Annotated in this window: 9 protein-coding genes; 4 read left to right on the top strand and 5 right to left on the bottom strand. The window is 70.6% G+C overall.

Annotated elements, in window-relative coordinates:
* The first annotated feature begins 10 nt into the window (after window positions 1-10).
* Window positions 11-1,615 carry a carboxylesterase/lipase family protein gene (locus ACSQ2H_RS07215; RefSeq protein WP_436060761.1) on the top strand — a complete coding sequence of 535 codons (1,605 nt, stop codon included), beginning with the start codon at window positions 11-13 and terminating at the stop codon, window positions 1,613-1,615.
* A 5-nt stretch (window positions 1,616-1,620) separates the two neighbouring features.
* Window positions 1,621-2,385: a hypothetical protein gene (locus ACSQ2H_RS07210; protein WP_436060760.1), complete on the top strand. Its 765-nt coding sequence runs from the start codon at window positions 1,621-1,623 to the stop codon at window positions 2,383-2,385.
* 7 nt (window positions 2,386-2,392) lie between these two features.
* Here the strand turns inward: ACSQ2H_RS07210 and ACSQ2H_RS07205 are convergent, their stop codons facing one another.
* Entirely contained in the window at window positions 2,393-3,391 is a 999-nt protein-coding gene (locus tag ACSQ2H_RS07205; RefSeq protein ID WP_436060759.1) for an asparaginase, read from the bottom strand.
* 187 nt (window positions 3,392-3,578) lie between these two features.
* Between ACSQ2H_RS07205 and ACSQ2H_RS07200 the strand changes: the two genes are divergently transcribed.
* Together ACSQ2H_RS07200 and ACSQ2H_RS07195 are read left to right on the top strand one after the other, a co-directional pair.
* Window positions 3,579-3,773 (top strand): hypothetical protein, encoded by a 195-nt coding sequence (locus tag ACSQ2H_RS07200; RefSeq protein WP_436060758.1) that lies wholly within the window; start codon window positions 3,579-3,581, stop codon window positions 3,771-3,773.
* Between the two features lie 101 nt (window positions 3,774-3,874).
* Window positions 3,875-4,087, top strand: coding sequence for a hypothetical protein (locus ACSQ2H_RS07195; protein ID WP_436060757.1), 213 nt, complete (start codon window positions 3,875-3,877; stop codon window positions 4,085-4,087).
* Between the two features lie 135 nt (window positions 4,088-4,222).
* Here the strand turns inward: ACSQ2H_RS07195 and nagE are convergent, their stop codons facing one another.
* The 4 genes from nagE to ACSQ2H_RS07175 all read right to left on the bottom strand — a co-directional run bounded on the left by nagE (window position 4,223) and on the right by ACSQ2H_RS07175 (window position 13,577).
* Complete coding sequence (gene nagE / locus ACSQ2H_RS07190; RefSeq protein ID WP_436060756.1) at window positions 4,223-5,899, bottom strand: N-acetylglucosamine-specific PTS transporter subunit IIBC; 1,677 nt, start codon at window positions 5,897-5,899, stop codon at window positions 4,223-4,225.
* Window positions 5,899-8,406 carry a phosphoenolpyruvate--protein phosphotransferase gene (gene ptsP, locus ACSQ2H_RS07185; RefSeq protein WP_436060755.1) on the bottom strand — a complete coding sequence of 836 codons (2,508 nt, stop codon included), beginning with the start codon at window positions 8,404-8,406 and terminating at the stop codon, window positions 5,899-5,901. Before ptsP ends, nagE begins: the two co-directional genes overlap by 1 nt.
* Entirely contained in the window at window positions 8,396-10,690 is a 2,295-nt protein-coding gene (locus ACSQ2H_RS07180; RefSeq protein ID WP_436060754.1) for a family 20 glycosylhydrolase, read from the bottom strand. Before ACSQ2H_RS07180 ends, ptsP begins: the two co-directional genes overlap by 11 nt.
* 235 nt (window positions 10,691-10,925) lie before the next feature.
* Window positions 10,926-13,577, bottom strand: a complete 2,652-nt coding sequence (locus ACSQ2H_RS07175; protein ID WP_436060753.1) for a TonB-dependent receptor — start codon at window positions 13,575-13,577, stop codon at window positions 10,926-10,928.
* Window positions 13,578-13,778 lie beyond the last annotated feature (201 nt).

Raw genomic sequence — 13,778 nt, 5'->3', positions numbered from 1 at the left:
AGGAAACGCCATGACCTCAGACCGCCGACAGTTCCTCGCCGCGGGCGGCGCGGCCCTCGGCCTGGCCGCCGCCGGCCCGGTGCGGGCCGCCGAGGCCGACCTGTTCCCGATCGTCGAGACCGCCGAGGGCAAGCTGCGCGGCCTGGCCAGCGGCGGGATCAGCGTCTTCAAGGGCGTCCGCTACGGCGCCGACTCCGCGGGCGCCAACCGCTTCCGCCCGCCGCAGCCGGTGCAGCCCTGGAGCGGCGTGCGCGACGCCCTCGACTACGGGAACATCTCGCCGCAGATCCCCGGCAGCCGCCGCCACGCCTATGCCGACCTGATCCTCAACGACGTCCAGCCCGGCGGCATGGGCGAGGACTGCCTGGTCCTGAACCTCTGGACCCCGGACCCGTCGCGCCGGGCCAAGCGCCCGGTCATCGTCCGCTTCCACGGCGGCGGCTTCTACGGCGGCTCCAGCAACAACCCCGGCGGCGACGGCGAGATGCTGTCGCGGTTCGGCGACTGCGTGGTGGTCACGGTCAACCACCGCCTCAGCGCGCTCGGCTACCTCTATCTCGGCGACGACGGCGACTTCGCCGACTCCGGCGCGGCCGGCATCCAGGACTTGGTCGCGGCCCTGCAGTGGGTGTCGCGCAACGTCGAGGCGTTCGGCGGCGATCCGAAGCGGGTGCTGATCGTCGGCCAGTCGGGCGGCGGCGCCAAGGTCAGCCACCTGATGGGCATGCCCAGCGCCAAGGGCCTGTTCTCCAGCGCCGGCGTCATGAGCGGCTCGCGCCTGACCGCCATGACCCGCGAGGAGGCGCTCAAGGCCTCCGACCAGCTGCTGGCCCAGCTCGGCCTGCGCCGCGACCAGATCGGCGCGCTGCAGCAGGTTCCCTACACCACCCTGCTGGCCGCCCAGGCCCAGGTCGAGGCCGGCGACCGCGCCCGCGGCGAGGCCCCGCGCTCCTTCGCCCCGGTGCTCGGCGCGGCCATCCCGCACCACCCGTTCACGCCCGGCGCGCCGGTCGAGAGCCGCGACGTGCCGCTGGTCGTCTCCACCGCCCTCGACGAGCGCGCCTATCGCGAGGTGAAGTTCGACATGACCTGGGAGGAGGTCCAGCAGCGGCTCGAAAAACGGGTCGGCCAAGACGCCCCGGCCCTGCTCGCGGCCTATCGCGACGAGGACCCCAAGGCCACGCCCTTCATCATCAACGCCCGCATCGTCAGCGACGGCTCGTTCCGGCTCGGCGCCGACCTCATGCTGGAGCGCCGGGCCGCGGCCGGCGGCGCCAAGACCTGGTCCTACCTCTGGACCAGCCCCAGCCCGGCCTTCGGCGGCCGCTACGGCGCCGTGCACGGCATCGACGTCGCCTATTCGATGCACGACATCCGCTTCCCGCTGGCCGGCCCGACCGCCGACAACCTGCGGCTGGCCGACGAGATCGCCTCGGCCTGGGTGGCGCTGGCGGCTACGGGCGATCCCAACAATCCCAAGACCCCGGCCTGGGCGCCCTACGACACGGCCGACCGCACCACCCTGGTGTTCGGCTCGACCACCGCCGCCGTGAAGGATCCGCGCCGCTACTTCCGCGAATACTGGGCCGCCCGCTCCGCGGCGCGGTCGGCGTGAGCGCCATGCAGGTCGTTTCCGAGAAGACCGCCGACGGCGTGACCCGCCGCGAGTTCCGCCTGGACGTCGCCGGCGAGGCCGTGCCCGGCTGCCTCTGGCATCCGCAGGACGCCGTCGGGCCGCGCCCGCTGATCCTGCTCGGCCACGGCGGCTCGCAGCACAAGAAGACCGCCAACATCGCCGAGGCCGCGGTCAGCCACGCCCGCGAGCTCGGCTTCGCCACCCTGGCCATCGATGCGCCGGGCCACGGCGACCGCATCAGCCGCGAGGAGGCGCAGGCCGCCCGCGCCGCGGCGCTCGAAGCCGGCCGCCGGGCGCGTGAGGGCGGCGCGGCGCCGGCCCGCGTCTCGCGCATCCCGGCCAACGCGCCCAAGGCCGTCGCCGAGTGGCGCGCCGCCCTCGCCGCCGTGCAACAGCTGGACGTCGTCGGCGACCACGACCGAGTCGGCTACTGGGGCGTCTCGATGGGAACCCGCTTCGGCGTGCCGTTGGTCGCGGAGGAGCCGAAGATCGCCTGCGCCATCTTCGGCCTGTTCGGGGTGTTTCCGGGGCTGGAGGACCACCGCGCCGCCGCCGCGCAGATCCAGGTCCCGCTGATGTTCGTGTTCCAGTGGGACGACGAGCTGATGACCCGCCAGCAGGGCATGGACCTGTTCGACGCCTTCGGCTCGGCCGACAAGACCATGCACGTCAATCCGGGCGGCCACGTCGGCGTCCCGGCCCGCGAGCGCGAGTCCTGGCTGGCGTTCTGGAAACGCTGCCTCGGGTGAAGATCGCCTAGGCGCTGGCGCGGGCGAACGCGTCGATGATCTCGTCCCGGCTCGCCCCGGCGCCCAGCAGCAGGCTGAGCAGCAGCCGCGCCTTGCGCGCGTCCAGCACGCCGGCCCCGATCAGGCCGCGGCCCAGCAGGTCGATCTCGCCGCCGCCATAGCCGTAGGTCTTCGTCAGCGTCTCGCCCGCCCCGGCGCGCGTGGCCAGCACCACCGGGATCTTCGCGGCCAGCTCGCCCAGCGGCCCGGCCATGGCTGACGGCGCGTGCCCGCCGCCGACCGCCTCGACCACCATGCCGGCCAGCGGCCCGTGGCTGAGGTCGTGCAAGCTCTGAAGGTCGTCGCCGAACACGATCGGCAGCAGCACCACCCGCGGCGGGGCTCCCTTCCAGGCGATGGTCGGGCTGCGGGTCGCCGGGCGGAACGCGATCCGCACCCGATCCTCGACGACCCAGCCCAGCGGGCCGGCGCTCTCCGAGCCGAACGCCGAGGTCTTGTGGGTATGGCGCTTGGCCACGTAGCGGGCGGCGTGCACCTCGTCGTTCATCACCGCCACCACGCCCAGGTCGCGGGCCGCCGGGCTGGCGGCGACGCGGATCGCGGCGGCCAGGTTGGCCGGCCCCTCGGCGCCGGGCTTGGTCGGGTCGCGCATCGCGCCGGTCACCACCACCGGCTCGGCCAGGTCCAGCAGCAGGTCGAGCAGATAGGCCGTCTCCTCCAGGGTGTCGGTGCCCTGGGTGACGACCACGCCATCCGCGCCGCCCTCGACCGCGGCGCGGATCCGCTCGGCCAGCGCGGCGATGTCGGCGAAGCCCAGCTCGACGCTGGCGGCCTTGGAGACCGTCTCGCCGGCCACCTGGGCCACCGCCGCCAGCTGCGGGATCCCGGCCAGCAGATCGTTGGCGTCCAGCTTGGGGACCACGCCCGAGCCGGCGGCTCCCTCCATGGAGATCGTCCCGCCCAGCGAGAAGAGAGTGATGCGCGGGCGGAGGGGGGCGGACTGCAAGACGGACCTCGGGGGACAGGTTCTGAACGGCTCTCTTGGCGCGCTTGTGGCCGACGCGCCAGCCCCGATGCGTCGCCGCAGGACAAGACCCGATACTCGCCGCCCGGCCCTCCCGCCGCGTCGTCGTCTGCTATGATGGCCGCTCGCTCCCCGGCCGCTTCAGGGCGGCGCGCTTCAGGACGATCCCATGCCGAGGGAACTCCACTACATCGGTCGCCAGGATCACGAGCCGATCGACGACGCCCGTCATTTCCACATCTGCGCCCGCTGCGGTCAGCCGGTCGACAAGCGAGACCCTGGGGCCGTCGCCCGGCACGAGGCCCGCGGCCACGATCCGCCGCCGCGCGAGACCGCCGCGCCGCCGCCCTCGACCGCCAAGTGAAATAGGCACGCGTGATGTCGGCATCTTGCCGCCGCTCCGGGCAGGCCGTATTGTTGGGGCCTCCCCCGATTATCCGCCGCGACTGCGGCGATCGGGGTCGTATGCGCATCTACTCCTTTTCCCTGGTCAATCATCTCGGCGAGCGGTTCGGCACGCGGACCGCGACATGCGCCGACGATGCGGCCGCCCTCGCCCATGGCCGGCGCTTCGAATCCGACGGCTATCCCGTGGAGATCCACGTCGAGGGGCGGCGCCTGTCGCTGTCGACGACCCCCGCCTGGAGCGCCGAACCCTGGCTGCGCCACCTGCTCTGATCGGCATCGGCAGGTTGCCGCCCCCGAACCGGCCGATGGTGACGATAGAGCTACCCTTTTTGGACCTCCGGGCCCGCCTAAGCGGCCCTACCGTGAGCGTTCCTGCAAGGCGCGGCCGGGAAACCTGCCGATAGCCTAGGTCGGACGCAGCAGAATCTGCACTTCGCCGCCCGGCAGCCGCGCCACCCCGCGCGCCCCGCGGGCCGTCAGCAGCGCCTCGTCCAACGCCGCCGGATCGACCAGCCGCGCGCAGACCCGGCCAGCCTTCAGCCCCGCCTCGACGACATTGCCCGCCCCGCCCAGGCCGGCCAGCCAGGGCCCGACGTCGAACGACGCCGCCGGCGCTGCAACCGCCGGCGCAGCAAGGGTTTGGCCGCCAGCGATGGCGGCCCGGATCTCGCCCGCCACCTGGTCGGCGATCGGGCCCAGCACCACCTGCAGCGCCTTGTCCGAGGGCCGCACCATGCCGCGCGAGCCCAGGGCCTTCAGCCCCGCCTCGTCGACCGCGCCCTGGTCGGCGACCACCAGCCGCAGCCGCGTGGTGCAGGCGTCGACCCCGATCAGATTGCCCGCCCCGCCGAGCGCGACGACGAATTCGTCGCCGCGCTTGCCGCTCATGGGCCTGGCCTCGGCCGCCGCCGGCTCGGCCTCGCGGCCCGGCGTCTTGAGGTCGAAGCGCGTGATCGCCCAGCGGAAGACGCCGTAATACAGCCCGAAATACACCAGCCCAATCGGCAGCAAATACAACGGGTTGGTGGCTTTTCCGAAGTTCAGAGCATAGTCGAAGAACCCGGCCGAGAACCCGAAGCCCAGCTTCACGTCGAGCAGGCTCATGACGATGAACGACAGCCCGGTCAGCGCCGCGTGGATCGCGTAGAGCACCGGCGCCAGGAACATGAAGCTGAACTCGATCGGCTCGGTCACCCCGGTCAGGAAGGTGGTCAGCGCCATCGAGCCGAGCATCCCGCCGACCGCCTTGCGCCGATGCGGCGGGGCGGCGTGGTACATGGCCAGGCACGCCGCCGGCAGCCCGAACATCATCACCGGGAAGAACCCGGCCATGAAGGCCCCGGCGCTCGGATCGCCGGCGAAGAACCGGTTGAGGTCCCCCGTCGCGCCGTGGAAATCGCCGACGATGAACCAGGCGATGTTGTTGAGGATGTGGTGGAGCCCGGTGATGATCAGCGCCCGGTTCAGCACCCCGTAGACGAACAGCCCCGCCTCGCCCGAGCCGACGATGCCGCGGCTGGCGGCGTCCATGCCCGCGTTCAGGCCCTCATAGGTGAAGCCGACCAGCGCCCCGAGGATCAGCCCCGCCAGCCCGGCGACGATCGGCACGAACCGCCGACCTCCGAAAAAGGCGAGATATTCCGGTAGCTTGATGTTCGAAAAGCGATTGTAGAACTGCCCGCCGATCAGGCCCGAGAGGATGCCGATCGGCACCGAGACCTTGGCGATCGCCTTCTCCTTGAACGCCGCGGTGGCCAGGCCCACGGCGTCGCCGGCCATGCCCTTCAGCACCTCCGGCGGCACGTGCAGAAGCACCTCGGCGCTGCGGGTGGCGATGAGGAAGCAGACCACCCCGGCCAGCCCCGCCGCGCCGTTGTTGTCCCGCGCCAGCCCCACCGCGACGCCGGCTGCGAACAGCAGGCCGAGATTGGCGAAGATCGCCTCCCCCGCCGCGGCCATGAACGGCACGTCGAGCAGGTCGGGCTGGCCCAGCCGCAGCAGCAGGCCGGCGGCCGGCAGCACGGCGATGGGCAACATCAGCGCCCGTCCGAGGGATTGCAGCGCTTCGAGGGGCGAGGCCATCAGGCTTCTCCGGTCAGGAAGGTGTTCGACAGGGCGCGCACCGCCTCGGCCGACGGCTCGTCCAGCGCCTTGCGGGCGAGGTCGGCGCAGGCCTGCGGCGACAGCGTACGGATCAGCGCCTTGGCCTCGGGGATCGCCGCCGAGGGCATGGAAAGCTCGCTGACCCCCAGGCCGATCAGGATCGGCACGGCCGCCAGGTCGCCGGCCAGGCCGCCGCAGACTCCGGTCCACAGCGCGTGCTTGCGCCCGCCTTCGCTGGCCTGGGCGATCATCCGCAGCACTGCCGGGTGCAGGGCGTCGATCTCGCCGGCCAGGTCCGGGTTGCCGCGGTCCATGGCCAAGGCGTACTGGGTCAGGTCGTTGGTGCCGACCGAGAGGAAGTCGGACTCGGCCGCCAGCAGGTCGGCGATCGCCGCCGCGGCCGGGGTCTCGATCATCACCCCGAGATCGGAGCGCCCGACCCGGCCCATCTCGCGGCGCGCCTCGTCCAGGGCCGCGCGCACGGCGCGCAGCTCCGACAGGCTGGCGACCATCGGGACCATGATCTTGGCGTGCGGCGCCCCGTGCAGGATGGCCCGCAACTGGGTTTTCAGCACCTGCGGGCGGCGCATCAGAACGCGCACCCCTCGCACCCCTAGGGCCGGATTTTCTTCAGGCCCGATAGGCAGATAGCTCGCCGTCTTGTCACCGCCGACATCGAGCAGGCGGATGATCAGCGGCCGCCCCCCGATCGCCGCGGCGATGGCGCCGTAGCGCTCGGCCTGCTCGTCTTCGTCGGGCGCGGTCTCACGTTCGAGGAACAGGAATTCAGTGCGCAGCAGGCCGCAGCCCTCCGCTCCGGCGACCTCCGCCGCCTCGGCGTCGGCGACCGAGCCGAGGTTCGCATAGACCTTGATCCGCGTGCCGTCGGCCATCCGGCAGTCTTCGCGCGAAGCCAGCCGCGCGGCGGCGCGGCGCTCGGCGCGGACCGCCAGCGTGGTCTGCGCCGCCTCCAGCGCCTTGGCGTCCGGCGCCACGTGCAGCAGGCCGGCGTCGGCGTCGAGGATCAGGCTGGTCCCCTCGTTGATCGCCGCCACGCCCGCCCCGGCCGCCACCACCGCCGGCACGCCCATCGAGGCGGCCAGGATGGCGACATGCGAGGTCGGCCCGCCCCTGGCCGTGCAGATGCCGGCCAGCCGGCTGGCGTCCAGCCCCATCAACTGCGAGGGCAGCAGCTCCTCGGCCAGCAGGATCGCACCGAGCGGCAGATCGGGCCCGCGATCTTCCTCGCCGGCCAGCACCAGCAGCACCCGCCGCTCCAGGTCCAGCAGGTCGTCGACCCGTTCGGCGATGCGCCGGTCGCCCAGGCCGCGTAGCGCCTCGACATAGGCCCCGATCGCCGCGCGCCAGGCGTAGCCGGCGCCCTTACCCTCGCCGATCAGCCGCGCCGCCTGTCCGGTCAGTTCCGGATCCTCGAGAAACGCCGCGTGAGCGCCGAGGATGGCGCGCCGCGCCTGGCCCTCGCCGCTCTCGGCCTCGCGGGCGATGCGGCCGGCGACGGCGGCGATCGCCGCGTCCAGGGCCGCGCGCTCGTGCGCCGCGCCCTGCCCAGCCTCGACGACGGCCAGTTCCTCGACGAACAGCCGCACGGCCTTGCCGACCGCCAGGCCCGGCGCCGCCATCACGCCCTTGAGCTGGGCCAGGCTCGGCCGCTTGGCCGGCGCGCTCTCCAACGCCGGTCCAGTCGCCGCCTTGCGGATCGGCGCGCCCTCGCCCATGCCGCCCTCGATCAGCTCGGCCAGCGCCTCCAGCGCCGCGGCGGCGTCCGGGCCCGCCGCGGCCAGGGTGGCGCTATCGCCGCGGCGCAGGCCCAGCGACATGATCCCGACCGGACTGCGGGCGTTGGCGCGGCGGTTGAGCGCCAGCAGCGAGACCTCGGCCTGGAAGCGCTTGGCGACCTCGGCCACGCGCGCCGCCGGCCGCGCGTGCAGGCCGTGAACCAGCGGCACGACAATGGCGCGGGTCAGCTCCGGGCCGGCCGCGGCGGCAGCCTCCGCGACGCCCGCGGGCGCCGATAGGGTCAGCAACGGCGACCCGACCTTCACCGCCGCCCCCGTCGTCCGCGCCGCAATGGTGCGGCCGGCGACGTCGGTGATGATGATAGGCGTGATCAGGCTCTTGGCGTGATCGGCCAGCACCGCCAGGTCGAACGAAATCAAGCGCTCGCCGGCGCGCACAGCCTGGCCATCGACGACATGGGCCTCAAAACCCTCCCCGCCCAGGGTCACCGTGTCGAGCCCGACATGCATCAGCAGCTCCACCCCGCCTTCGGCCCGCAGGCTGACGGCGTGGCGCGCGGCGTGGACCGAGATGACCACGCCGTCGCACGGCGCGTGCAGCACCGAGCCGATCGGGTCGACCGCGACGCCGTCGCCCAGCATGACCTGCGCGAACACCGGATCGGGAACCTCGGCCAGCGGCGCGGCCCAGCCGTCGAGCGGCGAGAGAAGGACCAGTTCAGCGGCCATCGGCGCCTCCCGAGACCAGGGTGACGCGGTCGATCACCCACATCGGCTCGACGGCCGTCTGGGTGAAGGTGAAGCAGAGGTCCTGCGGTGCCGCCGCGCCGGCGATCTTGCCGGTCAGGACTGTGACGCCCTGCGAGCGGGTCGCCGGCGCCAGCGGCAGGGTGGCGACCACCGCGCCCTGGCAGGAGCCCTGGCGGATCTCCAGCTCGCCCTCCGGCGTCGCCGGCGGACGGAACTTGATGTTCTCGATGTCCTTGCCGATCTGGAAGTTGAACGGGATCTGGCCGACCGCGACCTCGATCTGGGACACCCCGGTCAGGTCCGCGCCTTCGTAGAGCCAGCACGGGCTCAGGATATCGACCAGGAAGCGGGCCCGCTCGCCCTGGATCGGGGCGTCGTCCTCGAGGTTCAGCACCAGCGCGCCCTTGCAGGCCTTCAGCTCCTGGCTGGCCCGCGTGCGGATGCTGCGGGCGTCGACCGCGATGTCCGAGGCGGCCGCCAACGGTTGGCCATTGCGGAACGCCTGCGCCCGCACGCGCGTCCCGAGCGGCGCCGTGAACGGCTGGCTGTAAAGCGTCGAGCCTACGCCCGGGACCGTTCCATCCAGGGTGTAACGGATCTCTCCGACCTGCTCGGCGCCCAGCAGGGCGACCTGCGCGCCGGCGCCCTGCGGCGCGCTCAGCGCCCGCACCTTCAATGGCGTTTCGTCGAAGCTCTGGCCCAGGGCGCGGTAACGGCCGAGCTGGGCCGGCAGACGGTCGGCAAAGCTCTTCCAGTCCTTGTTCGCGGCCGGCGACCAGGCGGTCTCGGCGACGGCGGCGACACGTGGGAACAACATCTTGGAGACCCGCTCCTCGGTGCGCGCGTGCTCGGTCCAGATGTTGCCCTGCATGCCCAGAACATGGCGCTGCTCGTCGGGATTTAGCGCCGCCGGCATCGGCTCGTAGTCGTAGACGTCCTTCAGCGTCACCACGCCGCCGCGGCCCGGCGGCTCGTCCGGCGCGGCGCTCTGGCGATAGTTGAGGTACATCATCGGCTCGGGGCTGAGGATCGTGTCGTGGCCCAGCTTGGCGGCGATGATCGCCCCGTCGATGCCGCGCCAGGAGGTCACCGTCGCGGTCTCGGCGACCCCGCCCTCGAGGATCTCGTCCCAGCCGATCAGCTTGCGGCCCTTGGCGTGCAGCATCTGCTCGACGCGCGAGATGAACCAGCCCTGCAGCTGGCGCTCGCTGGCGATGTGCAACTCCTTCATCCGCGCCTGAACGGCGGGATTGGTCTTCCACTGGTCCTTCACCGCCTCGTCGCCGCCGACATGGACATAGGTCCCTGGGAACAGGTCGACGACTTCCGTCAGCACGTCGTCGAGGAAGGCGAAGGTCCTCTCGTCGACATTGTAGAGATAGGGAAAGACGCCCCAGTCCGAGGACGTCGCGGTCGGCGCCGTCGCGGCCGAGCCTAGCTCCGGATAGGCGACGATCGGCGCGTGCGCATGGCCGGGCGTCTCGATCTCCGGGACGATGGTGACATGGCGCGCGGCCGCGTAGGCGACCACGTCGCGCACCTGGTCCTGGGTGTAGAAGCCGCCGATGACTCCCGGCTTGCCGGTCTTCGGATCGATATCGGCCGCCGCGGCCGGACCGGCCGGAACGCGCCAGCCGCCGATCTCGGTCAGCTTCGGGTATTTCTTGATCTCCAGCCGCCAGCCCTGATCGTCGGTCAGGTGCCAGTGCAGCGTGTTGAGCTTGGCCTGGGCCATCCGGTCGATGAGGCCCTTCACATAGTCGACGCTCTGGAAGTGGCGTGCGCTGTCGAGCATCACCCCGCGCCAGCCGAACCGCGGCGCGTCGTCGATCTGGCGGGCCCAGATCACCGCAGGTCCCTTGCCCGGCTCGGCGGTCGCCAGCTGCCAGGCGCTGACCGCGCCGTAGAACAGCCCTGCGTCGCCCGCCGAGGCGATGGTGATGCCATCGACGCCGACATCCAGCTTATACGCCTCGCCGGCCGGCCCCTTGCGGCTCAGCACGATCGCCCGCTCGCCGGCCTTGGGCGCGCGGATCGCCAGCTTCAGCCCGCGGCTGCGCTCGAGCAGGTCGGCCAGGTAGCGGGCGCTGGCCAGGGCCTGGGCGTCGTTGGCCGGGACGCTGATCACCGTGCGCGCGTCGAGCTGGAAGGCCCCTTCGCGGGGCGTGTCGGACATCGGCGCGGGAATGATCGGGGCGGCGGCGAACGCGCTCCCGGCGAACACCATCGCGGCGGCCATGGCCAGGAGAAGAGAACGGATCATCGGCCGGACTCGCACAAAATAAGGGCGGAGCGGCAAGCCGCCCCGCCCAGTGGCCTCGATGAGGCGGGGTTCGGGGGAATCTCGGCGCGGCGGGTCATCATGGACGCATCCTGTACCGGCCGAGGCGGGAAGCGAAGGCGCGGACGGGGCTCCCGGGCATGGGCTCCCCGTCCGCCGCGGGCGCAGCTCAGGATCTGAGCTGCCTCCACGTTGGGGCTTCGCGCTCTCGCGCGGATCAGAAGCTCAGGCTGACCGTCGCCATGTACTTGCGGCCGGTGCGGTACGAGGCGCGCGGCATCGCCTCGACATTGGCGTAGGCGTAGTACTCGGAGTCGGTCAGGTTCATGCCGGCCAGGGTCAGACTGACATTGTCGGTGAAGTTGTAGGTTCCCGAAATGTCGAGGTTGTCCGAGTCCTTGACGTACATGTTGTCGCCGCGGTCGACGCCGGTGAAGTACTCCGAGCGCCAGGTGTAGGTCGCACGCAGCTGGATCGGGCCGTTCTCGTAGAACGGGCTGACATTGATCTGGTGCTTGGAGTTGAAGGGCAGATCCTGGCCTTCGCTGCCATTGCCGTCGGCGTAGGTGTAGTTGGCCAGCAGGCCGAAGCCGTAGGCGTAGTTCTGCTGGTAGGCGATCGACACGCCCTTGATGTCGGCCGTGCCGGCGTTGTGCGGACGGCTGATCTGGTAGGTGGTGACCCGGCCCTGCGACTGGTTGAAGTACTGCTCCGGAGCGGTCTGCTGCAGGATGTAGTTGCTGATGTCCTTGTAGAAGAACTCGACCGCCACGATCGCTTCCGGCTGGAAGTACCACTCCGCCGACATGTTGAAGTTGCTGGACTTGTAGGGATCGAGGTTCGGGTTGCCGCCCGAACCGATCAGGATGCCGTCGGACAGCTGGAAGAAGTTGGTCATGTCGGCGTAGTTCGGCCGCGCGATGACCTGGGCGGCGGCGAAGCGCAGTAGCAGGTCTTCACGGACATTGTAGACCAGGTTCACGCTCGGCAGGAAGTTGTCGTAGCTCTTCTGCGAGGACTTCCAGCTCCAGTCGGCCGGTCCCGAACAAGCCGATCCCGGGTTGCAGACGTAACCGGCGCTGTCGACGTCGGTGTAGACGTAGCGGACGCCGAAGTTGCCGCGAAGGTCGCCGGAGTCGATCTCGGCCTGGGCGTATAGGGCGTTGATGTCCTCCTGGATCGCCCAGTTGCCGGCGGTGAACTCAGGCGCCGCGAAGATCGACGGCACCGGCATCGCCCGTCCGGGGGCCAGCCAGGCCCCGCCCTCGACGTAGCTGACCATCGCGCCGCCATCGATGCGGAAGCGGTTCTTCATCTGCTGGTTGGAGTTGAAGCCGTCGAGATAGTTGCCCGGCACGGTCGACGGGCTGAACAGGCTGGCCGGGGCCGAGACGCCGGTCACTGCGATGCCCGCATATTGCTGCGTCGTCTCGTGGCGGCGGAACTTGTAGCCGACCTGGACGCGCTTGATGACGCCGTCGAGGTCATAGCCGAAGTCGGCCTGGGCGTACTTCTCTTCGTCGGTGGTCGGCTTCTCGACCAGGTTGCCGCTCCAGCCCGGATCGGTCGCAAAGGCGGCCGGATTGCCCTGGACGTTGTTGGCGTAGGTCAGCTGGCCAGGCACGCCGCCGATGTCGACGGTGTAGTCGGCCCAGTTGAGGAACTCGAGGAACACCTGCTTCTTGGTGCCGCCGTCGGCCTTGGAGAACCCGACCGCGCCCGACAGGTCCCAGCCGTCGCCCTGATACTTCCCGCGGAAGTCATAGGTGTCGGAGTTCATCTCGGCTTCGCGGGACTGGACATCCAGCACGCTGAGCGCGTTGTGGAAGCTGGCCGACGTGACGATGCCGTTGTTGACCGTGAGGCCGGTCAGCGCGCCCAGGCTGTTCCAGGTGTTGCCCTGGAAGGCATACATCGACTGGTTCAGGTTGTCGTAGTTCGCCTGGATCTTCAGCCAGTTGAACTCCAGCTCGATCTCTTCCGTCGGGCGGAATTGCAGCGAGGCGGTGTAGCTGGTGCGGTCGCGTTCCTGCTCGAAGAACGAGGTGCCGAAGGCGTTCGGGCTGCGGGCGTTGAGGTTGTTGCCCAGCGTGGTCGCGCAGGCGCCGGTGCAGCCGAAGTTGCGCGAGTCGACCGGGTTGTCGGGGTTGCCGCCCGCCCAGTTGCTGGCCGCCATGGTGCCATAGGTCTCGATGCCGTCGCGGCGCAGCTGGTCGGTGGCCTTCTGGACCGAGAGGGCGATGCCGAAGGTCTCGGCCTCGTTCTTCCAGCTGCCCATCAGGGCGCCCTGGACGTCGCCCTCCTCCGAGCGGTCGTTATAGAGGTAGCCGATCGAGCCGGCGGCCAGCATCGGCTTCATGTCGAGCGGGCGGCGGGTGATGACGTTGACGGTGCCGCCGATGCTGCCTTCGTCGATGCGGGCTTCCGGCGTCTTGTAGATATCGACGCGGCCGACGATCTGCGGCGCCAGCAGCGCGTAGTTGAAGGTCCGGCCCGGCGAGTCGAGAATGAACCAGTCGGCCGAGGCGACGGTCTGGCCGTTGAGCAGGGTGCGGTTCAGCGCCGGGTCGGTGCCCAGGATGCTGACCTTTTCGCCCTGGCCGAACTGGCGGTCGACGGTGACGCCGGGCACCATGGTCAGGGCTTCGGCGACGTTGGTGTTCGGGAACTTGCCGACGTCTTCGGCGGTGACCGAGTCGACGATGCCGTCAGCGGCGCGCTTGGTCTCCAGCGATTGCTGCAGCGAGGCCCGGATACCGGTGACGACCAGTTCGTCGACCTGGGTGTCCTGCGCGAAGGCCGGGCTTGCGCCGACGACGGCCAACAGGCTCGCGGACGCGATCAGAATGGATTTGCGATGCGTGTTCACTCGGCTTCTCCCCTATTTCCGGGCTTCCCCCCGGAGCCGACGCGAGCCCAATGTGATACCAATTCTTCGCAAACGCCTGCGAAGACCGGTGTTACATCGACCCTGCGAAGCCGATCTGTGCGCAGTTTCATAAAATTGACAAGCCCAAAAAGAGACCAATTGCACAGACGGTACATATTGGTATCTAAATGGTCTCAAGAC

Origin of the sequence: Phenylobacterium sp. LjRoot97 (assembly GCF_964254345.1) — a bacterium.
Classification (GTDB): domain Bacteria; phylum Pseudomonadota; class Alphaproteobacteria; order Caulobacterales; family Caulobacteraceae; genus Phenylobacterium.
The sequence above is the reverse complement of the archived record's forward strand: the minus strand, read 5'-3'. Positions and strand labels throughout refer to the sequence as shown.

Coding starts and splice junctions, on each gene's coding strand:
- ACSQ2H_RS07180 (WP_436060754.1), bottom strand. CDS start 10,690: ATGATCCGTTCTCTTCTCCTGGCCATGGCCGCCGCGATGGTGTTCGCC.
- ptsP (WP_436060755.1), bottom strand. CDS start 8,406: ATGGCCGCTGAACTGGTCCTTCTCTCGCCGCTCGACGGCTGGGCCGCG.
- nagE (WP_436060756.1), bottom strand. CDS start 5,899: ATGGCCTCGCCCCTCGAAGCGCTGCAATCCCTCGGACGGGCGCTGATG.
- ACSQ2H_RS07215 (WP_436060761.1), top strand. CDS start 11: ATGACCTCAGACCGCCGACAGTTCCTCGCCGCGGGCGGCGCGGCCCTC.
- ACSQ2H_RS07210 (WP_436060760.1), top strand. CDS start 1,621: ATGCAGGTCGTTTCCGAGAAGACCGCCGACGGCGTGACCCGCCGCGAG.
- ACSQ2H_RS07200 (WP_436060758.1), top strand. CDS start 3,579: ATGCCGAGGGAACTCCACTACATCGGTCGCCAGGATCACGAGCCGATC.
- ACSQ2H_RS07195 (WP_436060757.1), top strand. CDS start 3,875: ATGCGCATCTACTCCTTTTCCCTGGTCAATCATCTCGGCGAGCGGTTC.